This window comes from Pseudomonas sp. B12(2026) (assembly GCF_057767015.1).
In genome coordinates, this window is sequence record NZ_CM173430.1 from 5,491,886 (window position 1) to 5,514,979 (window position 23,094).

Consider the following 23,094-nt stretch of genomic DNA (forward strand, 5'->3'; position numbering starts at 1 on the left):
ATGACGCTGAGCAAGTGGGTATCATTCGATGCCATCGGCGATGGTCGCGGGCAGTTGATCGCCCTTGAGGGCAACAAGAATATTCCCTTCGACATCAAGCGTGTCTATTACATGACCGGAATGAAACCAGGGGTTCCCCGTGGTTTCCATGCTCATCGCCAATTGCAGCAGGTCGCGATTTGTGTCACTGGGTACTGCCGCTTCATCCTTGATGATGGCAATTGCCGGGAAGAAGTCTGGCTCGACTCGCCCGCTAAAGGGCTGATGATCGGGGACATGGTTTGGCGAGAAATGCATGATTTCAGTCAGGACTGCGTCCTGATGGTATTGGCTAGCGAGTACTACGATGAGTCTGATTATATACGTGACTACGAGCGATTCCTGGAGGCCGTGAAGCATGGCTAGCGTTCATCCTCTGGCCGATATCGCTGAGGCCAGTATTGGCAGCGGAACCCGGGTCTGGCAATTTGTCGTGATTCTGCGTGGCGCTCGGATTGGCGCTGACTGCAATATCTGCGCACATACCTTGATTGAGGGCGATGTGATTATTGGCGACAGGGTGACAGTCAAGTCAGGGGTATTTCTCTGGGACGGCACACGCATTGAGGATGATGTATTTATTGGCCCTAATGCTACGTTCACCAATGACCTCATGCCAAGATCGAAAGTCTATCCAGAGGTGTTTTCGGGGATTACTGTCCGGCGTGGCGCGAGTATCGGTGCCAACGCAACTTTATTACCGGGCATTACAATCGGTGAGTTCGCAATGGTCGGTGCGGGAGCTGTGGTGACCAAAGATGTAGAGGCTCACTCCGTCGTCGCCGGAAACCCCGCGCGTGTCATCAGGAAGTTGAATCATGATTAAGTTTTTGGACTTACAGGCGATCAATAACCAATATCGAGATGAGTTGCTAGCTGCCTGTGCCAGCGTTATCGACTCGGGATGGTATATCGCTGGCAACGCGTTGAGCCGCTTCGAAGAAGAGTTTGCTGAGTACTGCGGGGTAAGGCACTGCATTGGCGTGGCCAACGGTCTGGATGCCTTGATCCTCACCTTGCGCGCCTGGAAAGAGCTTGGCCTGTTGAGCGAGGGGGATGAGGTAATAGTTCCGGCCAATACCTACATTGCCAGTGTCCTGGCCATTACTGAGAACCGCCTGGTTCCGGTTTTCGTCGAACCGGATGTACACAGCTTCAACCTCAGCCCTGCCAATGTCGAAGCGGCCATTACTAGCCGTACGCGGGCACTTCTGCCTGTACATCTGTATGGTCGCCTGGCAGATATGCCCGCGTTGATGGCTATCGCCGAGCGGCACCATCTGCTTGTCTTGGAGGATTCCGCACAAGCTCATGGTGCAAGCCTTGATGGACGCAAAGCCGGAAGCTGGGGACATGCTTCGGGCTTCAGTTTCTACCCAGGCAAGAACCTAGGCGCGCTGGGCGACGCAGGTGCCATTACGACCAACGATGATCGCTTGGCGGAAACTCTGCGCGCGCTACGTAACTATGGTTCGCACGAGAAGTACAAGAACCTCTACCAGGGAGTAAATAGCCGTCTGGACGAAATTCAGGCTGCCATGCTGAGTGTCAAGCTCCGCTATTTGGACCGACAAACAGCACATCGTCGCAAGATTGCCGAATTCTACCTGGCGGAAGTAAACACCCCATTGATCCAGCTTCCGGCCTGGGGGAGCGAGGAGCAGCACGTCTGGCATCTTTTCGTTATACGCAGTCAGCGGCGCCAGGCGTTGCAGGATCACTTACAGGCAGCGGGGGTGCAGACCCTGGTCCATTACCCGATTCCCCCGCATAAGCAGGAGTCCTATCGTGACTATTCTGAACTCAGCCTGCCACTCACCGAAGCGATTCATGAGGAGGTCTTGAGCTTGCCTATGGGGCCATCGCTAACGCTCAATGAGGTTAAGGTTGTAGTTAAGGCACTTAACTCATTCAAATAGAACTTTCTGACTGGACTTTAGATGTAATGAGGGTTTTCGTAACCGGAGCCAATGGATTCATCGGCACTTCGTTGTGTGAGAACTTGGCAAGTAGAGAATTTTCTGTTCATGGCCTTGTTCGTACGGATGTCCCCGATAAAGCCGGAGTGACCTACCACAAGGGCTCACTGGAAGATGGTGCATTTCTCCTCAATTGTCTGAGCGGGATGGATTGTTTAGTTCATTCGGCTGGACGGGCACATGTTATGCACGATGAGAGCCGCGATCCGTTGGCGACTTTCCGTGCGATCAATCGCGATGCCACCTTGGAGCTTGCGCGCGCCGCACGGAGGGCTGGGGTTAAACGCTTTGTTTTCCTCAGTTCTATCGGTGTAAATGGAGCAAAGACTTCAGCTAAACCGTTTGATGAGAGCTCCGAACCCAATCCTCACGCCGATTATGCGCTTTCAAAGCTTGAGGCTGAGCAGGGGCTGCAGAGTCTCCTTGCGGGTTCTGAGACGGAGCTGGTGATCATTCGCCCACCGCTTGTCTATGGGGTTGATGCTCCTGGCAATTTCGCCCGGTTGCTGCGGGTAGTTGAAAAGGGGATGCCGCTGCCGTTTGGAGGTCTGAATAACCAGCGCAGCATGATCGCTCTGGATAACCTGGTTGAGTTAGTCTCCACATGTGTAGTGCATCCGGCTGCAGCAGGGGAGCTTTTCCTAGCGGCGGATGGTGATGATCTCTCTACTGAGGAGTTAGTTCATATTCTGGCAGAAGGAATGGGGCGCCGGGCACGGCTATTTCCCATGCCAGCGCGGTTGCTCTCAATAGGCGCGACCCTCCTTGGTAAGCGGGCCATGTATACGCAGTTGTTTGAGTCGTTGCGTGTCGACGCCTCGAAGGCGCGGAGTGTGCTTGGGTGGCAACCCCGAAAGTTGGCTCGCCAGGCGCTGCTGGAGGCGGGGAGCGAATACTCTCGTCGTTGCGGCCTCTAGGCAGTGCTCCCCGAGCGATGCGGGTTGTAAGACCTGGCCGGGACGAGTGAGATAGGGTGTTGACCATAGATCGGTCTCTGCCCAGTTTCTAAATGGATTGGATTCAATGGGTGCTTGATGATTCGATTTTTTGATGTCGTTTTTTCTTTACTGGGGCTGGTTGTTGGCTCTCCGGTCTTGCTGCTCATTTATGTGCTTGGTTTATTGGACACTGGCTCGCCATTATTCATGCAAGAGCGTGTCGGGCGAGCAAAAAGGCCTTTTACTCTTGTTAAGTTCAGAACCATGAAACTGGATACCGCTTCTGTTGCCAGTCATCTCGCATCTGCCTCTTCCATTACGAAAATGGGGAGTTTTCTGCGCAAGACCAAGCTCGATGAGTTACCGCAACTGTGGAACGTGCTAAAGGGCGAGATGAGTCTTGTCGGCCCGCGACCTAACTTATTCAATCAGGATGAGTTGATTGCTGAGCGTGAAGCGTTGGGCGTCTATGCCGTACGACCAGGCATTACCGGCTTGGCTCAGGTGAACGAGATCGATATGTCTACCCCAAAGCAGTTGGCAGAAACCGATGCTAGAATGATCTGCGAAATGTCCGTGCGAAATTATTTCAGCTTCATTTTTCAAACGGTTGCTGGAAAGGGCACTGGCGACCGCGTTCGGCACTGAAATTCATATGGTTATATAAGAATCGTCATGCTGAGATTAGTTGAATCAATGCGCACGCGCTTGCTTCGGATGCCTCGTCGCTACAAGCGCATCCTTCAAGTCACTGTCGATATTTTCCTGGTCTGGATTGCCCTGTGGCTGGCTTTCGTCATCCGCCTGGGCGAATTCGATGCCGTTCGCCCTTTCAATGGCCATGGATGGTTGTTCGTTACCGCGCCGCTGATTGCCTTGCCACTCTTCGTTCGTTTCGGCATGTACCGGGCGGTGATGCGCTACCTGGGCAACGATGCGTTGGTCGCCATTGCCAAGGCGGTTTCGCTTTCGGCGTTGCTGCTGGCTCTGGTGGTGTATTGGTACCGTGGAAGCCCGGTGAATGTGCCACGCTCGATGGTATTCAACTATTGGTGGCTGAGCCTCGTGCTACTGGGCGGTTTGCGCCTGGCGATGCGCCAGTTCTTCATGGGCGACTGGTTCGACCCCCGGGCAAGAGCCAATATCACCCGGGGTGACGGACGCATACGCGTGGCCATCTATGGCGCCGGCGCCGCGGGCAATCAGCTAGTGGCAGCCTTGCGCATGGGCCGCACCCTGTTGCCGGTGGCATTTATCGATGACGATTCGTCCATTGCCGGGCGGGTCATTGCCGGGTTGCAGGTATACAAGCCCAAGCATATCGCGCAGTTGATCGATGAGACGGCGGCGAGCGAGGTGTTGCTGGCCATTCCGTCGGCTTCTCGTGGGCGTCGTCGTGAAATGCTGGGGATGCTCGAAGCCTATCCGCTGCACGTCCGCTCGGTGCCAGGGGTCATGGACCTGGCCAGCGGCAAGGTCAAGGTCGACGATCTGCAGGAAGTCGATATTGCCGACCTGCTCGGGCGCGATGCCGTGCCGCCACAGCAAGCGTTGTTCGAGCGTTGCATCAAGAAGCAATCGGTGCTGGTTACTGGGGCCGGGGGCTCGATTGGTTCGGAGTTGTGCCGGCAGATTCTTTCTTCCGGGGCTCGGGTGCTGATTCTGTTCGAGCATTCCGAATTCAACCTCTACAGCATTCACAGCGAGTTGGAGCGGCGCATCGTTCGCGAATCGCTGAAGATCCAGCTGGTGCCGATACTTGGCTCGATCCGCAATCCGGTGCGGCTGCAGGATGTATTGCGAACCTGGCAGGTGAATACCGTTTATCACGCAGCGGCCTACAAGCATGTGCCGATGGTGGAACACAACATCGCCGAGGGGGTACTGAACAATTTGCTGGGCACCCTGTATACCGCACAGTCGGCGATCAAGGCAGGCGTGGCGAATTTCGTGCTGATCTCGACCGACAAGGCGGTGCGGCCGACCAACGTCATGGGCAGCACCAAGCGGCTGGCGGAAATGGTACTGCAGGCGCTGAGCCGAGAGGCGGCGCCAGCATTGTATGGCGAGGGTAGCGTTCACCAGGTGAACAAGACCCGTTTCACCATGGTGCGCTTCGGCAATGTCCTGGGGTCTTCCGGCTCGGTGATTCCGCTTTTCCGTGAGCAGATCAAGCGGGGTGGCCCGGTCACGGTCACTCACCCGAATATCACGCGTTACTTCATGACCATTCCGGAGGCTGCGCAGTTGGTCATTCAGGCGGGGTCCATGGGGCAGGGCGGCGATGTGTTCGTGCTCGATATGGGTTGCCCGGTGAAAATCGTCGACCTGGCCGAGAAGATGATCAGGTTGTCGGGACTTAGCGTGCGCTCCGAGTCCGATCCGCACGGGGATATCTCCATCGAGTTTTCCGGGCTGCGTCCGGGCGAGAAACTCTACGAAGAGCTTCTGATTGGCGACAACGTGCAGCCAACCGAGCATCCCATGATCATGCGCGCCAACGAGGAGTACCTTTCTTGGGACGTGCTCAAGGAGCGTCTGGCAGCATTGCTCGCGGCTGTTGAAGCGGATGATTTCGTTCAGGTTCGGCAGCTGCTACGTGAAACCGTCAGCGGTTATGTGCCGGATGGCGACATCGTCGATCACATCTATATCCAACGCCGAACGGACATGTGAGGCGGATGGTTTGATCGGCGATATTCAAGGAGGTAGCCACGTGAACGTCGCACATTGCTCTCAAGACTTCCTGCTGTAGCTCGCGCCGTAGGCGAGCCATAGCCCTCCTCTTTTTAAGATGCAGAAGCTAGTGAGCAGTTCCACGACAATAGCGCTTCGTAATATCCGACGCGGCTGGCGGCTGGCAGGCGTTTGAGGATGTAGCGCAGCCAAGCGGCCCCAGCTGCTGGCCGAGTAGTTCATGGCCTTACCCAAGGTGTCTGCCCGACGATCTGCGGCTGGGTCTTGTCTTGTCCGACCAGTCCTTCAGTTGATCAAGGTAAGCGCATGACGATGAATATCCCACGATCAACTACCATCAGCATGGCAACATACCTGATTGGCACTAACTCAAGCACCGACGCTCGACTCCCGAGAACCAGCTAATCTTCGAGTTGTCCAGTCCTGACCAGCCGCAACCGCACTGTCGCTGATCAACCAGTCAGGCGCCTACCAACCGATGTTTCCCGACAACCCCTGCAGGTTGCCGTATCGCTCCTACAGGGGCTCTGATCCATGACGATCCTCGTAACAGGTAGTGCCGGCTTCATCGGTTCCAACTTCGTCCTCGACTGGTTCGCTGCACACTCTGAAACCGTAATCAGCCTGGACAAACTGACCTACGCCGGAAACCTGCAGAATCTCGCCAGCCTGGAAGGAAACCCCCTCCATACCTTCGTGCATGGAGATATCGGTGATGCTGCACTGGTGGATCGTCTTCTGGCCGAGTACCAGCCGCGGGCCGTGGTCAACTTCGCTGCGGAATCGCACGTTGATCGCTCGATCCACGGGCCGGAGGACTTCATCCAGACGAACGTGGTCGGCACCTTCCACCTGCTCGAAGCAGTGCGCACTTACTGGATCACGCTGGATGACCGGCGCAAGGAAGAGTTCCGCTTCCTGCATGTATCCACCGACGAGGTATACGGCTCCCTCGCCCCCGAGGCCCCCGCCTTCACCGAACAACACCCCTACCAGCCCAACAGCCCCTACTCTGCATCCAAGGCCGCCTCCGACCATCTGATCCGCGCCTATCACCACACCTACGGGCTGCCGGTGTTGACCACAAACTGCTCGAACAACTACGGGCCGTTCCACTTTCCGGAGAAACTGGTCCCCCTGGTGATCCGCAATGCCCTGGCCGGAGAGAAGCTGCCGATCTACGGCGACGGCCAGCAGATTCGCGACTGGCTGTACGTCAAGGACCACTGCAGCGCCATTCGCCGCGTACTGGCGGCAGGGCAAGTGGGCGAGACCTACAATGTCGGTGGCTGGAACGAGAAATCCAACCTGGAAGTGGTACACCGCATCTGCGACGAGCTCGACCGGGAATCCCCGCGTAGCGATGGTCGCAGCTACCGTGAGCAGATCCGCTTCGTCAAGGACCGCCCCGGCCACGACCGACGCTACGCCATCGATGCCACGCGTCTGGAGCATGAGCTGAGCTGGAAGCCAGCAGAGACCTTTGATAGTGGAATTGCCAAAACCGTCCGCTGGTACCTCGACAACCAGTCCTGGGTCGAGAACGTTGCCAGCGGTGCCTATCGTGAATGGCTGAGCCAACAGTACATATGAACGACATCCTGATCCTCGGTGCCAACGGCCAGGTCGGCTGGGAGCTGCAGCGCGCCCTTGCTCCCCTGGGGCGGCTGATCGTCTGTGATCGCCGGCGCGGCGATCTGGAAGACCTGGCGGGCCTGCGCGCCCTGGTAAACGCGGAACGCCCCTCGATCATCGTGAACGCGGCCGCCTATACCGCAGTGGACAAGGCGGAAACCGACATCGACCGGGCACGGAGGGTGAATGCCGAGGCTGTCGGAGTACTGGCTGAACTTGCCGCCGATCTGGATGCCTGGCTCGTGCACTATTCCACCGACTATGTATTCGACGGCAGCGGCACCCAGCCCTTCCGCGAAAACGACCCCACCGGACCACTCAACGTCTATGGCAGAACGAAGCTGGAAGGCGACCAGGCGATTCTCGCCAGCGGTTGCCGCCACCTGATCTTCCGTACCAGTTGGGTCTACGCCGCGCGCGGTGCGAACTTCGCCAGGACCATGCTACGCCTGGCGGCGGATCGCGAGGAGTTGCGCGTGGTTGTCGATCAGTTCGGCGCGCCGACCAGTGCCGAGCTGATCGCCGACGTTACCGCCCAGGTACTCGCACAACTGCGCCATCGTCCTGACGCCCAAGCGCTCGCAGGCCTCTATCACCTGACCGCGGATGGCGCGGTCAGCTGGCACGGCTACGCGCGCTTCGTGATCGAGCAGGCCATCGGCCTGGGATTGCCACTACGCACCTCGCCAGAGCAGGTGCTGCCGATACCGACCCGAGAGTACCCGTTGCCGGCAATGCGCCCCCACAACTCTCGACTCGACACCCGCACACTACGGGAGACCTTCGGACTGACCCTGCCCGCCTGGGAAACTCACATGAAGCGGATGCTGATCGAACTGGCAGGAGAAAAGCCCGCATGAAGCGCAAGGGCATAATCCTCGCCGGAGGCGCAGGCACCCGACTACACCCGGCCACACTATCGGTGTCCAAGCAACTGCTGCCGGTGTACGACAAACCAATGATCTATTACCCGCTCAGCACCCTGATGCTCGCAGGCATCAGGGAAATGCTGATCATCTCTACACCACAGGACGTTCCCCGGTTTCAGCAACTGCTGGGCAACGGCAATCAATGGGGCATCGAACTGCAATACGCCATCCAGGAATCGCCGGACGGCCTGGCCCAGGCATTCCTGATCGGCGAGCAGTTCCTGGGCGACAGCCTCAGCGTCCTCGTGCTGGGCGACAACATCTACTACGGCCACAACCTGCAGGAACTCCTGGCCAACGCCATGCAACGGGAAGGAGGTGCCACTGTCTTCGCCTACCACGTGCATGACCCCGAGCGTTACGGCGTCGTGGAGTTCGACCCGCACGGCAAGGCCGTCAGCCTTGAGGAAAAGCCCCGGCAGCCAAAATCCACCTATGCGGTGACCGGACTGTACTTCTACGATCAGCGTGTCATCGAGATCGCCAAGAGCCTCCGCCCCTCGGCACGCGGCGAACTGGAAATCACCGACGTCAATTGCATTTACCTGGAACAGGGCGAGTTGTCGGTAGAGATCATGGGGCGCGGCTATGCTTGGCTGGATACCGGTACCCATGAGTCCTTGCTCGAAGCCAGTCAATTCATCGCAACCCTGGAGAACCGGCAGGGACTCAAGGTCGCATGCCCGGAGGAGATCGCCTTCCGCCAGGGCTGGATCAGCCCGGAAGTCCTGCAACGGCTGGCCGCGCCGCTGGCCAAAAGCGGGTACGGCCTGTATCTCCAACGCCTCCTGACACAAACGGTGTACCGATGAAAATCAGCCCGCTGGCCATCCCCGATGTTCTAATGATCGAGCCCCAGGTCTTCGGTGATAGCCGTGGCTTCTTCTTCGAAAGCTACAACCAGCAGAAATTCGAGCAGGCGATCGCCCGCAAGGTCAATTTCGTACAGGACAACCACTCCTGCTCGTCCCGAGGCGTCCTACGCGGCCTGCACTATCAGATCCGCCAGGCTCAGGGAAAACTGGTGCGCGTCATCCAGGGTGCGGTGTTCGACGTCAGCGTGGACATCCGCCGCAGCTCACCGACCTTCGGCCAGTGGGTCGGACAGGTCCTCAGCGAAGAGAACAAGCGGCAGGTATGGATTCCCGAGGGCTTCGCCCACGGCTTCCTGGTGCTCAGCGAAAATGCCGAGTTCCTCTACAAGACCACGGATTTCTGGGCACCGGAGCATGAGCGCTGCATCGCCTGGGACGACCCGCAGCTGGCGATCGACTGGCCTCTCGACGGCGAACCGACTCTCTCCGCGAAGGATCGCGAAGGCCGTCGACTGGCGGACGCCGAACTCTTCGATTGAAAGCCCCTGAGACGCAGCCCTTTCAACGCTGATCGGTGTAGCATCGGCGGCGGAAGCAACCGCATGTGATATACGCCGCCTTGAACCTACACCTCACCCGCTGGCGCTCGCTGGCCCTTCTCGCGCTACTGCTCGCGCCGCTGCTCTGGCCCCTGCACCACGTCGCCGAGCGCTACTACAGCGAGCAGATCGCCCGGCAGAACCAGCAGACCCTCGACCTCTACGTCGCCAACCTGCTCGGCACGCTGCGCCGCTACGAGGACCTGCCGCCGATCCTCGGCGACCTGCCCACCCTGCGCGCGGCGTTGCAGTCCCCCGGCGACCCGGCCCTGCAGAGCGCCGCCAACCTCGAACTGGCGCGCATCCGCGAGCGCACCGGCGCCGACGTCATCTACCTGATGCAGCCGGACGGCCTGACCCGCGCCGCCTCCAACTGGGACCAGTCCGACAGCTTCGTCGGTATCAATTTCTCCTTCCGTCCTTATTACAAGGAAGCGATGCAGGGGCGGCCGGCGCGCTTCTTCGGCCTGGGCACCACCTCCAAGCGGCGCGGCTACTTCTTCGCCAGCGAGGTGCGCGACGGCGAGACGCTACTGGGCGTGCTGGTGGTGAAAGTCGACCTGGAGCACATGGAACAACTGTGGGGCAATACGCCCGACCAGCTGCTGGTGATGGACAGCAACGGCGTGGTCATCCTGTCGTCCAACAAGGCCTGGCGCTTCCATGCCAGCCGCGAGCTGTCGCCCGCCAAGCAGCGCGAGATCGCCGAGAACATTCCCTATCCCGTGCTGAATCCACTGCCGCTGAAGATCGACCAGCGCCGCTGGATCAGCCAGAGCCGCGAACTGCCGGAAACCGGCTGGACCGTCAGCATCTACACCCCGCGCACCCAGGTGGACGGCCCGGTGCGCAGCGTCGTGCTGATCGGCGCGGCCACCCTCGTCGCCCTGCTCCTGCTGCTCTCGCTGCTGACCATCAGCCGCCGCCACTACCTGGAGCGCATCGAGCTCGAAGCGCAGGCCAAGCACGAGCTGGAGCTGCGCGTACAGGAACGCACCCAGGCGCTGGAAGGCGCCAACACCCGCTTGCAGGAGGAGGTCAGCAACCGCGAGCAGGCGCAGCGCGAACTGATGCATGCGCAGGACGAAGTCGTGCAGGCCGGCAAGCTGACCGCCCTGGGTACCATGTCCGCCAGCATCAGCCACGAGCTCAACCAGCCGCTGGCGGCGATCCGCAGCTACGCCGACAACGCCCGCGTGCTGCTCGACCACGAGCGCTACGACGACGCGCGCGGCAACCTGCAGCAGATCGGCGAACTGACCGCGCGCATGGCCTCGATCATCGGCCACCTCAAGGCCTACGCCCGAGGAGCGCGCCGCGCGCCGGAGAACGTCGCCCTGCAGCCGGCGCTCAACGACGCCCTGGCCCTGGTGGCGCCACGCCGGCAGGCGATGAACGTCGAGCTGCTGCGCGACCTGCCGGACGCGGCGATCTGGGTGCAGGCCGGCGAGACCCGGCTGCGTCAGATACTGTCCAACCTGCTCTCCAACGCCCTCGACGCCCTCGCCGAGAAGGCGCCGCCGCGGCGCATCTGGCTGACCGCCGAGCAGACGCCCGAACGCATCATCCTGTCCCTGCGCGACAACGGCCCCGGCTTCTCCGAGCAGGCGCTGGCCCATGCCCGCGAGCCCTTCTTCACCACCAAGACCAGCGCCAAGGGCCTGGGGCTGGGCCTGGCCATCTGCGACACCCTGCTGCGCACCCTCGGCGGCCACCTGGAACTGGGTAATCACCCCGAGGGCGGCGCTCTCGTACAATTGCACCTGTTGCCGGGCATCCCCGGCGTGACTTCGACGCCGCAGGAGGAAACCCGCGCATGAGTTCGGCAGCGCCCTTCGATTCCACCACCCAGGTGCTGTTGATCGACGACGATCCGCACCTGCGCCAGGCGCTGAGCCAGACTCTCGACCTGGCTGGCTTCAAGGTCGTCGCCCTGGCCGACGCGCGCCAGCTCGACACGCAGCAGGCGCGGGACTGGCCCGGGGTGATCGTCAGCGATATCCGCATGCCCGGCATCGACGGCCTGCAGCTGCTGGAACAGCTGCACGCCCAGGACGCCGAACTGCCGGTGATCCTGGTCACCGGCCACGGCGACGTGCCGCTGGCGGTCAAGGCCATGCGCTCCGGCGCCTACGACTTCCTGGAAAAGCCCTTCCCCAGCGATGCCCTGCTGGACAGCGTGCGCCGCGCCCTCGACGTGCGCCGCCTGGTGCTGGAGAACCGCAGCCTGCGCCTGGCGCTGTCCGAGCAGAAGGAACTGCGCGGCCGCCTGGTCGGCCAGTCCGCGCCCATGCAGCGCCTGCAGCAGCAGGTCGCCTCGCTGGCGGCGATCCAGGCCGACGTGCTGATCCTCGGCGAGACCGGCTCGGGCAAGGAAGTGGTCGCCCGCGCCCTGCACGACCTGTCCAGCCGCCGCAACGGCCCCTTCGTCGCCATCAACGCCGGGGCGCTGGCCGAGTCGGTGGTGGAAAGCGAGCTGTTCGGCCACGAGCAGGGCGCCTTCACCGGCGCGCAGAAGCGGCGCATCGGCAAGTTCGAATACGCCAATGGCGGCACGCTGTTCCTCGACGAGATCGAGAGCATGAGCCTGGACGTGCAGGTCAAGCTGCTGCGCCTGTTGCAGGAGCGCACTGTCGAACGCCTGGGCTCCAACCAGCTGATCCCGCTGGACATCCGCATCGTCGCGGCGACCAAGGAGGACCTGCGCCTGGCCTCCGACGAAGGCCGCTTCCGCGCCGACCTGTATTACCGCCTGAACGTCGCCAGCCTGCGCATCCCGCCGCTGCGCGAGCGCGGCGACGACATCCTCCTGCTGTTCCAGCACTTCGCCGAGCGGGGCGCGCAGCGCCACGGCCTGACGGCACGCCCCCTGGACTCCGCGCAGCGCGCGCAACTGCTGGCCCACGGCTGGCCGGGCAATGTGCGCGAGCTGCAGAACGCCGCGGAGCGCTACGCGCTGGGGCTCGACCTCGGGCTGGACGAGACTGGTTCCCAGGCGCTTCCAGCCACTGCCGGCACAGGGCTGAACGAACAGGTCGAGGCCTTCGAGCGCGCGCTGATCGCCGCCGAGATGAGCCGCCCGCACAACTCGCTGCGCAGCCTCGCCGAGGCCCTCGGCATACCGCGCAAGACCCTGCACGACAAGCTGCGCAAGCATGGGCTGCTGTTCTCCGGTGGCGGAGGTTCCGCCGACGACGCCGAGGGTTGAGCGGCAGCCCGCCGCCCCGCATCTGCGACCAAGGGCGAACAGCGCTGCCGCGAGGTCTCGCGTAGTCTTCATCCCCGGCATACACCTGTTCTGCGACATGGGTGCGATTGCCTTGCGCATCACATCTTCGCGGCGTGCCCGTCTCGCCGCGCCCGTCGGGCCACGAACCCGGCGGTGTCCTTCGGCTACTGGCCATCTCGCGCCCTCGTTTCGCAGGGTGCTTCGCCGGGCGCAGTGATCCTGCCCCGGCCAATCCCCCTCCCCTGCATGACGCCAGCATTCCTGCTGCGCCTCGGCCGCCTCCTGCACGCTCCGCACGCCTGACAGACCATCTGTAGCCTCGACGCTTCGCGCGGGCCAGAGCGACGGCACTCCGTCGCTGCCACACAGCGGCCACATCCCGGTTATTAAACTTTCAAGAAATCCCCTCTAAATCAGGCGTTATTGAAAAACCCCTTCTATCTTATCTGCGGGGTGGGCGGATGCTGGAGTGCCGCTCAATACATTGGATAGCAAGCTATTGATCTGAGTCAGGGAGCCTCCCTGACCCCAGGCGCTTAATAGCCTCAACTCTCCAAATACCTATAGGGAGATTCATAAATGTCGCAAGAAAGCAGCCAAAAACTAAAACTCGGCGCGCTGACAGCCCTGGTCGTTGGTTCCATGATCGGCGGGGGTATCTTCTCCCTCCCGCAAAACATGGCCGCCAGCGCCGACGTCGGTGCCATCCTCATCGGCTGGGCCATCACCGCAGTCGGGATGCTGACCCTCGCCTTCGTCTTCCAGACCCTGGCCAACCGCAAACCCGAGCTCGACGGCGGCGTGTACGCCTACGCCAAGGCCGGCTTCGGCGACTACATGGGCTTCTCCTCGGCCTGGGGCTACTGGATCAGCGCCTGGCTCGGCAACGTCGGTTACTTCCTCCTTCTCTTCAGCACCCTGGGCTACTTCTTCCCGGTCTTCGGCAAGGGCGACACCCTCGCGGCGATCATCGGCGCGTCGGTGCTGCTGTGGGCCCTGCACTTCCTGGTGCTGCGCGGGATCAAGGAGGCGGCGTTCATCAACACCATCACGACCATCGCCAAGATCGTCCCGCTGTTCCTGTTCATCCTGATCTGCCTGTTCGCCTTCAAGCTGGACATCTTCACCGCTGACTTCTGGGGCGCGAGCAATCCGGAACTGGGCAGCGTGATGAACCAGGTGCGCAACATGATGCTGGTCACCGTCTGGGTGTTCATCGGCATCGAAGGCGCGAGCATCTTCTCCTCCCGTGCGGAAAAACGTACCGACGTCGGCAAGGCCACGGTCATCGGCTTCATCACCGTGCTGCTGCTGCTGGTGCTGGTGAACGTGCTGTCCATGGGCGTGATGACCCAGCCGGAACTGGCCAAGCTGCAGAACCCGTCGATGGCGCTGGTGCTGGAGCACGTGGTCGGTCACTGGGGTGCGGTGCTGATCAGCGTCGGCCTGCTGATCTCCCTGCTCGGTGCCCTGCTCTCCTGGGTGCTGCTGTGCGCCGAGATCATGTTCGCCGCGGCCAAGGACCACACCATGCCGGAGTTCCTCCGCAAGGAGAACGCCAACCAGGTGCCGGCCAACGCCCTGTGGCTGACCAACATCTGCGTGCAGGTGTTCCTGGTGATCACCTTCTTCACCTCGGGCAGCTCCGACGGCATGGACCCGTACACCAAGATGCTGCTGCTGGCCACCTCGATGATCCTCATCCCGTACTTCTGGTCCGCGGCCTACGCCCTGCTGCTGGCGGTGAAAGGCGAGACCTACGACAAGGACCCGGCCGACCGCAGCAAGGACCTGATCATTGCGGCCATCTCGGTCATCTATGCCATCTGGCTGATCTACGCCGGTGGCCTGAAATACCTGCTGCTGTCGGCGCTGCTGTACGCGCCGGGGGTAATCCTCTTTGCCATCGCAAAACGTGAAGTGGGGCAACCCGTCTTCACCAATGTCGAGAAGCTGATTTTCGCAGGCGTTGCGATCGGGTTCCTGATCGCGGCCTACGGTCTGTACGACGGCTTCCTTTCTCTGTAACTCCTGGAGACCTCTCATGAGCACGGAAAAAACCAAACTTGGCGTCCACTCCGAAGCCGGCAAACTGCGCAAAGTGATGGTCTGCTCGCCTGGACTCGCCCACCAACGCCTGACCCCGAGCAACTGCGACGAGTTGCTGTTCGACGACGTCATCTGGGTGAACCAGGCCAAGCGCGACCACTTCGACTTCGTCACCAAGATGCGCGAGCGCGGCATCGACGTCCTGGAAATGCACAACCTGCTGACCGAGACCGTGCAGAACCCCGAAGCGCTGAAGTGGATCCTTGACCGCAAGATCACCAACGACAGCGTCGGCCTGGGCCTGACCCAGGAACTGCGCGGCTGGCTGGAAAGCCTGGAGCCGCGCAAGCTGGCCGAATTCCTCATCGGTGGCGTCGCCGCCGACGACATTCCGGACAGCGAAGGCGCCAAGGCGCTGAAGATGTACCGCGACTACCTGGGCCACTCCAGCTTCCTGCTGCCGCCGCTGCCCAACACCCAGTTCACCCGCGACACCACCTGCTGGATCTACGGCGGCGTGACGCTGAACCCGATGTACTGGCCGGCGCGACGTCAGGAAACCCTGCTGACCACCGCGATCTACAAGTTCCACCCGGAATTCATCAACGCCGAATTCGAAATCTGGTACGGCGACCCGGACAAGGACCACGGCATGTCCACCCTCGAAGGTGGCGACGTGATGCCGATCGGCAACGGCGTCGTCCTCATCGGCATGGGTGAGCGCACCTCCCGCCAGGCCATCGGCCAGGTCGCGCAGAACCTGTTCGCCAAGGGCGCGGCCGAGCGCGTGATCGTCGCCGGCCTGCCCAAGTCCCGCGCCGCGATGCACCTGGACACCGTGTTCAGCTTCTGCGACCGCGACCTGGTCACCGTCTTCCCGGAAGTGGTGAAGGAGATCGTGCCCTTCAGCCTGCGCCCGGATACCTCGAGCCCCTACGGCCTCAACATCCACCGCGAGGAGAAGGACTTCATCAGCGTGGTCGGCGAAGCCCTGAACCTAAAGAAACTGCGCGTCGTGGAAACCGGCGGCAACAGCTTCGCCGCCGAGCGCGAGCAGTGGGACGACGGCAACAACGTGGTCTGCCTGGAACCGGGCGTGGTGGTCGGCTATGACCGCAACACCTACACCAACACCCTGCTGCGCAAGGCCGGCGTGGAAGTCATCACCATCAGCGCCAGCGAACTGGGCCGGGGCCGTGGCGGCGGTCACTGCATGACCTGCCCGATCATCCGCGACCCGATCGACTACTGATCGCCCAACCGAGCGCACAGACCTCAGGGGCGGCCCGACCCGGCCGCCCTCCTCGCCAGCCACAAGCTGTACTGACGGGGCCAAGGCTTCCATCCCACCAGGAGAAAGAACATGGCTTTCAACATGCACAACCGCAACCTGCTCAGCCTGATGCACCACAGCACCCGCGAGTTGCGCTACCTGCTCGACCTGTCCCGCGACCTCAAGCGCGCCAAGTACACCGGCACCGAACAGCAGCACCTCAAGGGCAACAACATCGCGCTGATCTTCGAGAAAACCTCGACCCGCACCCGCTGCGCCTTCGAAGTGGCCGCCTATGACCAGGGCGCCAACGTCACCTACATCGACCCGAACTCCTCGCAGATCGGCCACAAGGAGTCCATGAAGGACACCGCCCGCGTACTCGGCCGCATGTACGACGCCATCGAATACCGGGGCTTCAAGCAGGATATCGTCGAGGAACTGGCCAAGTTCGCCGGCGTACCTGTGTTCAACGGCCTGACCGACGAGTACCACCCGACCCAGATGCTGGCCGACGTGCTGACCATGCGCGAGCACAGCGACAAGCCGCTGCACGACATCAGCTACGCCTACCTGGGCGACGCCCGCAACAACATGGGCAACTCCCTGCTGCTGATCGGCGCCAAGCTCGGCATGGACGTGCGCATCGCCGCGCCCAAGGAACTCTGGCCGACCGAAGAGCACATCGCCGCCTGCAACAAGTTCGCTGAAGAAAGCGGCGCCCGCCTCACCATCACCGAAGACCCGAAAGTCGCGGTCAAGGGCGTGGACTTCATCCACACCGACGTGTGGGTCTCCATGGGCGAGCCGGTGGAAGCCTGGGGCGAGCGCATCAAGGAACTGCTGCCCTACCAGGTCAACATGGACATGATGAAGGCCGCCGGCAACCCGCGCGTGAAGTTCATGCACTGCCTGCCCGCCTTCCACAACAGCGAAACCAAGGTCGGCAAGCAGATCGCCGAGCAGTACCCCGCGCTGAAGAACGGCATCGAGGTCACCGAGGACGTCTTCGAGTCCCCCTACAACATCGCCTTCGAGCAAGCGGAAAACCGCATGCACACCATCAAGGCGATCCTCGTCTCGACCCTCGCCGACATGTAACGCCGGGCGCCCCCGGACCGCGACGCCGTCGCCGGTCCGGGGGCGTTTCCACCCTTTCGGAGGAAATGAATATGCGTATCGTCGTCGCATTGGGCGGCAACGCCCTGCTGCGTCGTGGCGAACCCATGACTGCCGACAACCAGCGCACCAACGTGAGGATCGCCGCCGAGCAGATCGCCAAGGTCGCGCCGGGCAACGAACTGGTGATCGCCCACGGCAACGGCCCGCAGGTCGGCCTGCTGGCCCTGCAGGGCGCAGCCTATGAAAAGGTCTCCCCCTACCCGCTGGACGTCCTCGGCGCCGAGACCGAAGGCATGATCGGCTACATGATCGAACAGGAAATGGGCAACCTGCTGCCGTTCGAAGTGCCGTTCGCCACCATCCTCACCCAGGTCGAAGTCGACGCCAGGGACCCGGCCTTCCAGCACCCGACCAAACCCATCGGCCCGGTCTACTCGAAAGAAGAAGCCGAAGCCCTGGCCAAGGAAAAAGGCTGGAGCATCGCCCCCGATGGCGACAAGTTCCGCCGCGTGGTCGCCAGCCCGCGGCCCAAGCGCATCTTCGAAATCCGCCCGGTCAAATGGCTGCTGGAGAAAGGCACCATCGTCATCTGCGCCGGCGGCGGCGGCATCCCGACCATGTATGACGAAGCCGGCAAGAAACTCTCCGGCGTCGAAGCGGTGATCGACAAGGACCTCTGCTCCTCGCTGCTGGCCCAGGAGCTCGCCGCCGACATCCTGATCATCGCCACCGACGTCGACGCGGCCTACGTCGACTGGGGCAAGCCGACCCAGAAGGCCATCGCCCAGGCCCACCCGGACGAACTGGAACGCCTCGGCTTCGCCGCCGGCTCCATGGGCCCGAAGGTCATGGCGGCCATCGAGTTCGCCCGCAACACCGGCAAGGACGCGGTGATCGGCTCGCTGGAAAACATCGTGGCGATCACCGAAGGCAAGTCCGGCACCCGCGTCAGCACCAAGAAAGCCGGCATCGAGTACCGCTGAGCGACACCCGCAATACCCCCGGGGGCCCCTGCCGGCTCCCGGTTCCCTTCCGAAATTCCTGCACGATCCCACTGGAAATTCGTCGACTTCTTCCGCCAATTCCTGGCGTTGGCGTGACTCGGCGGTCATCATTCTCGTCAGCTAAAGCATTGAATCGCTAGAAGCCACCCCTGGCTTTGTGCCGCCGGGCCGACCCGCCACGGGCAACCGCCGCCCCGACGTACAAGATGGACTTGCTGAAGGAGTTTCCGAGAGATGTCTCGACTACCGGTCATCGTTGGTTTTGGTGGGTATAACGCTGCGGGCCGCAGCTCGTTCCACCATGGGTTCCGCCGCACCGTCCTCGAATCCATGGATGACACCGCCCGCCAGGAAACCCTCGCCGGCCTCGCGGTGATGATGAAACTGGTGAAGTTCGACGCCGGGCAATACCTCGACGCCGACGGCCGGGCCCTGACCCTCGCCGAAATCGAACAGCGCTTCGCCGGACAGATTTGCCAGTCCACCCTGATCCGCCGCATCGAACTGCAATACCTCGACGTCGATGCCGCGCACTGCCACAAGAGCCTGACCGTCAGCGCCGCCGGCAGCCCCGTCACCTTCAGCACCCTGCGCAAGCAACTGCCCGAGCCGCTGCCGGCCAACTGGTCGGTGGAAGAACTCGCAGACGGCGAAGTCCGCGTCACCCTACACGACAGCTGCGAATTCAAGGTCGACAGCCACCGCGCGCTGCCGGTGAAATCCGCCGGCCAGCTGCCCACCGGCTTCGAGCCGGGCGAGCTGTACAACTCGCGCTTCCACCCGCGCGGCCTGCAGATGGCCGTGGTCGCCGCCACCGACGCGGTGCGCTCCGTCGGCATCGACTGGCAGACCATCTGCAATCACGTGCAGCCCGACGAAATCGCCGTATTCTCCAGCAGCATCATGAGCCAGCTGGACGAGAACGGTTACGGCGGCCTGCTGCAATCGCGCCTGCGCGGCCACCGCGTCTCGGCCAAGCAGCTGCCGCTGGGCTTCAACAGCATGCCCACCGACTTCATCAACGCCTACGTGCTCGGCAGCGTCGGCATGACCGGCAGCATCACCGGCGCCTGCGCCACCTTCCTCTACAACCTGCAGAAGGGCCTCGACGTCATCACCAGCGGCCAGGCCCGCGTGGTCATCGTCGGCAACGCCGAGGCCCCGCTCACCTCCGAGATCATCGAGGGCTACGCCGCCATGGGCGCGCTGGCCACCGAGGAAGGCCTGCGCCACATCGAAGGCCGCGACGACGTCGACTTCCGCCGCGCCAGCCGCCCGTTCGGCGAAAACTGCGGCTTCACCCTGGCCGAATCCGCGCAGTACGTGGTGCTGATGGACGACGCCCTGGCCCTGGAGCTGGGCGCCGAGATCCACGGCTCGGTGCCGGACGTATTCATCAACGCCGACGGCTTCAAGAAATCCATCTCCGCCCCCGGCCCGGGCAACTACCTGACCATGGCCAAGGCCGTGGCCGCCGCCAGCCAGATCGTCGGCCCGGACAGCGTGCGCCAGCACAGCTTCGTCCACGCCCACGGCTCCAGCACCCCGGCCAACCGCGTCACCGAATCGGAAATCCTCGACCGCGTCGCCACCGCCTTCGGCATCAGCGACTGGCCGATCGCCGCGGCGAAGGCCTTCGTCGGCCACTCCCTGGCCACCGCCAGCGCCGACCAGCTGATCTCCGCCCTCGGCACCTTCCGCTACGGCGTGATCCCCGGCATCAAGACCGTCGAGACCTTCGCCGACGACGTGTTCAAGGACCACATCAGCCTGTCCAACACCGACGTGCGCCGCGACGACCTGGAAGTCTGCTTCATCAACTCAAAGGGCTTCGGCGGCAACAACGCCACCGGCGTGCTGCTGTCCCCCGCCGTCACCGAGAAGATGCTGCGCAAGCGCCACGGCGATGCCGCCTTCGCCGCCTACCAGGCCCGCCGCGAAGCCACCCGCAGCGCCGCCCGCCAGTACGACGAAGCCGCGACCCAGGGCCGCTTCGACATCATCTACAACTTCGGCAACGACATGATCGACGAGCACGGCATCGAGATCAGCGACAAGGGCGTGCAGGTCCCCGGCTTCAGCCAGGCCATCGCCTACAAGAAGGATGAACGCTTCAGCGACATGCTCGACTGATCACCGACGTTGAACGAAAAAGCCGGGCAGATGCCCGGCTTTTTCATGCCTGCGCACCGCCGGCCTTCGCCACCGAACCCGCACCTGTGGTTTGCTGAGTGACTAATCCGCTGTCTTGTTCAGTGTTTCTGCGCCGCTTCGGCGTGTACTGGAATATTTGGTTTCGCCCTCCCGGGCGAGTCCCTTTTGGGGCCCCAAAAGGAACCAAAAAGGCCCGTCCCGACATCCGGGTCTTCGCTTCGCTCAGACTGCCCTCCTTCCGGTATCGCTCCGAGGGTCGGCTTGCAAGGGCCATCCATGGCCCTTCAAGCCTCTCGCGGCATCCATGCCGCTCGCCCCTCTGCGCAATACCTCCACTCGGCCTCCTGACGGGACTCTGCGCGCGCCGGATGTTTCGGTGTGACAGGCAGAGCTGCGGCTGAAGGATTTGCGCGTCGTAGGATGGCGTGGAGCGAAGCGATACCCATCAGGTAGATAACGCTGCGCAAAGCAAGAGCATCGCGGACGGAGTCCGCTCCTACGGAACGTGCGGCTTTTGTAGGAGCGGACCTTGTCCGCGAAGCTCTTGAGCCGGGCTGATCGCGGACAAGGTCCGCTCCTACACGAGCAAATCCCGGGCGCGCTGTGCTTTGGGCTTTGGGCTTTGGCTCTTGAAGACTTCCAGAGAAATATCCGCACACTCCGGAGCGCCCCTTCAGGAGGCCGAGTGGAATCGGAGTTTCAGGGGTCGAGCGGCATGGATGCCGCGAGAGCGTTGTCGGGCCAGGGATGGCCCGTCAACGCGGGCCCCTGAAACTTCGATGGAACGAGGGAATTTTTCGCCTAAGCGAAAAACCGGATGCAGGGGCACAGACCTTTGCCCACTTTGGGTCGTTTGCCAAAGTGGGTCGCCCGAGGGGGCGAAACAAGAAGTCCCAGCACACGCCGAAGCGGCGCAAAAACACCGACCAAGACGGCGGAAACGCTTTAGCCGTTATTCACCCTACGGAGCCAGGGCCAAGCGTCCCAGCCACCAATCCAGTAATCGATGGGTATCGCTGCGCTCCACGCCATCCTACGGAGAGTGGCGGTTCAGTACGTCCCCTGCCCCACGCCCAACTCGAGAATGCTGCTCTTGAGGTTCTCGAAGTCGTACTCCGACAGCCCCACGTAATCCAGCACCCTGGCGCGGATGCTCTGCCACTCGTGGTCTTCCGGCTGGTTGCCCAGCACCCGATATGAGCCGCAGATGTGCTCGGCCATCTTCAGGATCGCCAGCAGGTTCTTCAACTGCGTGTCGCGGGCGCTGTCGTCGCTGAAGATCGACAACGCATTGTGATGGTTCGCGATCGCCTCGCAGACATGCTCCGGCAGCCGCCAGGAGCGCGCGGTGAAATAGCCGACCACCGCGTGATTGGTGTTCAGCACGCGATTCTCCGTATCCACCACCCGCCGCTCGTCGCTGGCGCTGGCGTAGGCCTCCTCCAGCACCGCCATGTAGTGCGGGAAGCGCTTGAGCATCAGCGGAATGCCGCAGTTGTGGAACAGCCCCAGCGCATAGGCTTCGTCCGCCGACTCGTAGCCGATGCGCTTGGCCAGCGTCAGGCAGCTCATCGCCACGTCCTGCGCGGTGTCCCAGAAGCGGTTGAGCGTGACGATGGTGGCGTCGCTCATCTCGCCCTTGATCGACTGGGCGTTGATCAGGTTGATCACCGAACGGCTGCCCAGCAGGTTCACCGCGCGCTGGATCGAAGTGATGCGGTTGGCCAGGCCGAAGAACGGCGAGTTCACCAGCTTCAGCAACGCGCCGGAGAGCCCCGGGTCCTGGCCGATCAACCGGGCGATCGCCTTCAGGTCCGGGTTGGGCATGACCTGCTCCATCTGCAGGTCGACCATGATCTGCGGCTGCGGCGGCACACTGATGCCCTGCAAGACCTGGCGAATCTGTTCGGCGGAAAGTTCCTGGGACATGGCGGACATGGCTGAAAGTTGACGGAGCGCACAGTCTACCCAGAGCGCAACGTTCTGGGACCGGCTCTTTTGACTGAACTTTCATCGGCGGCAGTGTCGGAATCTTTACGCCCAGAAAGGACGAAACGGGAGATCCACCATGAACCACACCCTCAACGGCAAGACGATCGCCATCCTGGTCACCGACGGCTTCGAGCAAGTGGAACTGACCGGCCCGCGCAACGCCCTGGAACAGGCCGGTGCCAAGGTCCGCATACTCTCCGACAACACCGACAAGGTCCGCGGCTGGAACCACGACCACCCCGCCGACAACTTCAAGGTCGACGGCACCTTCGAGACCGCCCACATCGACGAATACGACGCCGTGCTGCTGCCCGGCGGCGTGATCAACTCCGACCAGATCCGCAGCCTGCCCAAGGCCCAGGAACTGGTGCGGCGCGCCGACCAGGCCGGCAAACCCATCGCGGTGATCTGCCACGGCGCTTGGCTGCTGGTCTCCGCCGGGCTGGTGAACGGCCGCACCCTGACCAGCTGGAACTCCCTCAAGGACGACATCAACAACGCCGGCGGCCACTGGGTGGACCGCCCGGTGGTCAAGGACGGCCACCTCATCAGCAGCCGCAAGCCGGACGACATCCCCGTCTTCAGCAGGCAACTGATCGAAAGCCTCGCCGCCTGAACAGCCGATGGAAAGGCACGCGCC

At 62.2% G+C, this 23,094-nt stretch carries 19 protein-coding genes; 18 read left to right on the top strand and 1 reads right to left on the bottom strand.

Going from position 1 to position 23,094, the window contains the following annotated elements:
• The 17 genes from AC3B6A_RS25500 (at position 1) to AC3B6A_RS25580 (ending at position 20,441) form a co-directional block, all read left to right on the top strand.
• A complete protein-coding gene (locus AC3B6A_RS25500) occupies positions 1 to 405 on the top strand; it encodes a sugar 3,4-ketoisomerase (RefSeq protein ID WP_488399883.1) in 405 nt (134 codons plus the stop codon).
• Positions 398 to 865 carry an acyltransferase gene (locus tag AC3B6A_RS25505; protein WP_488399884.1) on the top strand — a complete coding sequence of 156 codons (468 nt, stop codon included), beginning with the start codon at positions 398 to 400 and terminating at the stop codon, positions 863 to 865. The genes AC3B6A_RS25500 and AC3B6A_RS25505 overlap by 8 nt, the downstream gene beginning before the upstream one ends.
• Positions 858 to 1,958: a DegT/DnrJ/EryC1/StrS family aminotransferase gene (locus tag AC3B6A_RS25510; RefSeq protein ID WP_488399885.1), complete on the top strand. Its 1,101-nt coding sequence runs from the start codon at positions 858 to 860 to the stop codon at positions 1,956 to 1,958. Before AC3B6A_RS25505 ends, AC3B6A_RS25510 begins: the two co-directional genes overlap by 8 nt.
• 26 nt (positions 1,959 to 1,984) lie before the next feature.
• On the top strand, positions 1,985 to 2,935 hold the full coding sequence (locus tag AC3B6A_RS25515; protein ID WP_488399886.1) for an NAD-dependent epimerase/dehydratase family protein: 951 nt from the start codon (positions 1,985 to 1,987) through the stop codon (positions 2,933 to 2,935).
• A gap of 117 nt (positions 2,936 to 3,052) precedes the next feature.
• Positions 3,053 to 3,604 (top strand): sugar transferase, encoded by a 552-nt coding sequence (locus AC3B6A_RS25520; protein WP_488403711.1) that lies wholly within the window; start codon positions 3,053 to 3,055, stop codon positions 3,602 to 3,604.
• Positions 3,605 to 3,652: 48 nt separating this feature from the next.
• Positions 3,653 to 5,632: a polysaccharide biosynthesis protein gene (locus AC3B6A_RS25525; RefSeq protein WP_488403713.1), complete on the top strand. Its 1,980-nt coding sequence runs from the start codon at positions 3,653 to 3,655 to the stop codon at positions 5,630 to 5,632.
• Positions 5,633 to 6,187: 555 nt separating this feature from the next.
• Positions 6,188 to 7,246 (top strand): dTDP-glucose 4,6-dehydratase, encoded by a 1,059-nt coding sequence (gene rfbB, locus AC3B6A_RS25530; RefSeq protein ID WP_488399887.1) that lies wholly within the window; start codon positions 6,188 to 6,190, stop codon positions 7,244 to 7,246.
• The gene (rfbD, locus tag AC3B6A_RS25535) at positions 7,243 to 8,148 is read left to right on the top strand and encodes a dTDP-4-dehydrorhamnose reductase (protein ID WP_488399888.1); all 906 of its coding nucleotides are present in this window, start codon (positions 7,243 to 7,245) and stop codon (positions 8,146 to 8,148) included. The genes rfbB and rfbD overlap by 4 nt, the downstream gene beginning before the upstream one ends.
• Positions 8,145 to 9,029, top strand: a complete 885-nt coding sequence (gene rfbA / locus AC3B6A_RS25540; RefSeq protein WP_488399889.1) for a glucose-1-phosphate thymidylyltransferase RfbA — start codon at positions 8,145 to 8,147, stop codon at positions 9,027 to 9,029. Before rfbD ends, rfbA begins: the two co-directional genes overlap by 4 nt.
• Complete coding sequence (gene rfbC, locus AC3B6A_RS25545; RefSeq protein ID WP_488399890.1) at positions 9,026 to 9,571, top strand: dTDP-4-dehydrorhamnose 3,5-epimerase; 546 nt, start codon at positions 9,026 to 9,028, stop codon at positions 9,569 to 9,571. The genes rfbA and rfbC overlap by 4 nt, the downstream gene beginning before the upstream one ends.
• A 65-nt stretch (positions 9,572 to 9,636) precedes the next feature.
• Complete coding sequence (locus AC3B6A_RS25550; RefSeq protein WP_488399891.1) at positions 9,637 to 11,451, top strand: sensor histidine kinase; 1,815 nt, start codon at positions 9,637 to 9,639, stop codon at positions 11,449 to 11,451.
• Positions 11,448 to 12,839, top strand: coding sequence for a two-component system response regulator DctD (dctD, locus tag AC3B6A_RS25555; protein ID WP_488399892.1), 1,392 nt, complete (start codon positions 11,448 to 11,450; stop codon positions 12,837 to 12,839). The genes AC3B6A_RS25550 and dctD overlap by 4 nt, the downstream gene beginning before the upstream one ends.
• 600 nt (positions 12,840 to 13,439) lie before the next feature.
• On the top strand, positions 13,440 to 14,888 hold the full coding sequence (gene arcD, locus AC3B6A_RS25560; protein ID WP_488399893.1) for an arginine-ornithine antiporter: 1,449 nt from the start codon (positions 13,440 to 13,442) through the stop codon (positions 14,886 to 14,888).
• Between the two features lie 16 nt (positions 14,889 to 14,904).
• Positions 14,905 to 16,161: an arginine deiminase gene (arcA, locus tag AC3B6A_RS25565; RefSeq protein WP_488399894.1), complete on the top strand. Its 1,257-nt coding sequence runs from the start codon at positions 14,905 to 14,907 to the stop codon at positions 16,159 to 16,161.
• Positions 16,162 to 16,272: 111 nt separating this feature from the next.
• Positions 16,273 to 17,283, top strand: coding sequence for an ornithine carbamoyltransferase (locus AC3B6A_RS25570; protein WP_488399895.1), 1,011 nt, complete (start codon positions 16,273 to 16,275; stop codon positions 17,281 to 17,283).
• Positions 17,284 to 17,354: 71 nt separating this feature from the next.
• On the top strand, positions 17,355 to 18,287 hold the full coding sequence (gene arcC, locus AC3B6A_RS25575; RefSeq protein ID WP_488399896.1) for a carbamate kinase: 933 nt from the start codon (positions 17,355 to 17,357) through the stop codon (positions 18,285 to 18,287).
• 255 nt (positions 18,288 to 18,542) lie between these two features.
• Entirely contained in the window at positions 18,543 to 20,441 is a 1,899-nt protein-coding gene (locus tag AC3B6A_RS25580) for a beta-ketoacyl synthase (RefSeq protein WP_488399897.1), read from the top strand.
• Positions 20,442 to 21,512: 1,071 nt separating this feature from the next.
• On the opposite strand, the gene AC3B6A_RS25585 is transcribed toward AC3B6A_RS25580, so the two are convergent.
• Entirely contained in the window at positions 21,513 to 22,337 is an 825-nt protein-coding gene (locus AC3B6A_RS25585; RefSeq protein WP_488403714.1) for an HDOD domain-containing protein, read from the bottom strand.
• A gap of 193 nt (positions 22,338 to 22,530) precedes the next feature.
• Between AC3B6A_RS25585 and AC3B6A_RS25590 the strand changes: the two genes are divergently transcribed.
• Positions 22,531 to 23,070 (top strand): type 1 glutamine amidotransferase domain-containing protein, encoded by a 540-nt coding sequence (locus AC3B6A_RS25590; protein ID WP_488399898.1) that lies wholly within the window; start codon positions 22,531 to 22,533, stop codon positions 23,068 to 23,070.
• Positions 23,071 to 23,094: the final 24 nt, after the last annotated feature.

Bases quoted from the DNA above. Each gene is read 5' to 3' on its own strand.
- AC3B6A_RS25500 (WP_488399883.1), top strand. From the start codon at position 1: ATGACGCTGAGCAAGTGGGTATCATTCGATGCCATCGGCGATGGTCGC.
- rfbB (WP_488399887.1), top strand. From the start codon at position 6,188: ATGACGATCCTCGTAACAGGTAGTGCCGGCTTCATCGGTTCCAACTTC.
- arcC (WP_488399896.1), top strand. From the start codon at position 17,355: ATGCGTATCGTCGTCGCATTGGGCGGCAACGCCCTGCTGCGTCGTGGC.
- AC3B6A_RS25515 (WP_488399886.1), top strand. From the start codon at position 1,985: ATGAGGGTTTTCGTAACCGGAGCCAATGGATTCATCGGCACTTCGTTG.
- dctD (WP_488399892.1), top strand. From the start codon at position 11,448: ATGAGTTCGGCAGCGCCCTTCGATTCCACCACCCAGGTGCTGTTGATC.
- arcD (WP_488399893.1), top strand. From the start codon at position 13,440: ATGTCGCAAGAAAGCAGCCAAAAACTAAAACTCGGCGCGCTGACAGCC.
- rfbD (WP_488399888.1), top strand. From the start codon at position 7,243: ATGAACGACATCCTGATCCTCGGTGCCAACGGCCAGGTCGGCTGGGAG.
- AC3B6A_RS25510 (WP_488399885.1), top strand. From the start codon at position 858: ATGATTAAGTTTTTGGACTTACAGGCGATCAATAACCAATATCGAGAT.
- AC3B6A_RS25590 (WP_488399898.1), top strand. From the start codon at position 22,531: ATGAACCACACCCTCAACGGCAAGACGATCGCCATCCTGGTCACCGAC.
- rfbA (WP_488399889.1), top strand. From the start codon at position 8,145: ATGAAGCGCAAGGGCATAATCCTCGCCGGAGGCGCAGGCACCCGACTA.
- AC3B6A_RS25520 (WP_488403711.1), top strand. From the start codon at position 3,053: ATGATTCGATTTTTTGATGTCGTTTTTTCTTTACTGGGGCTGGTTGTT.
- AC3B6A_RS25580 (WP_488399897.1), top strand. From the start codon at position 18,543: ATGTCTCGACTACCGGTCATCGTTGGTTTTGGTGGGTATAACGCTGCG.
- rfbC (WP_488399890.1), top strand. From the start codon at position 9,026: ATGAAAATCAGCCCGCTGGCCATCCCCGATGTTCTAATGATCGAGCCC.
- AC3B6A_RS25525 (WP_488403713.1), top strand. From the start codon at position 3,653: ATGCGCACGCGCTTGCTTCGGATGCCTCGTCGCTACAAGCGCATCCTT.
- arcA (WP_488399894.1), top strand. From the start codon at position 14,905: ATGAGCACGGAAAAAACCAAACTTGGCGTCCACTCCGAAGCCGGCAAA.
- AC3B6A_RS25570 (WP_488399895.1), top strand. From the start codon at position 16,273: ATGGCTTTCAACATGCACAACCGCAACCTGCTCAGCCTGATGCACCAC.
- AC3B6A_RS25505 (WP_488399884.1), top strand. From the start codon at position 398: ATGGCTAGCGTTCATCCTCTGGCCGATATCGCTGAGGCCAGTATTGGC.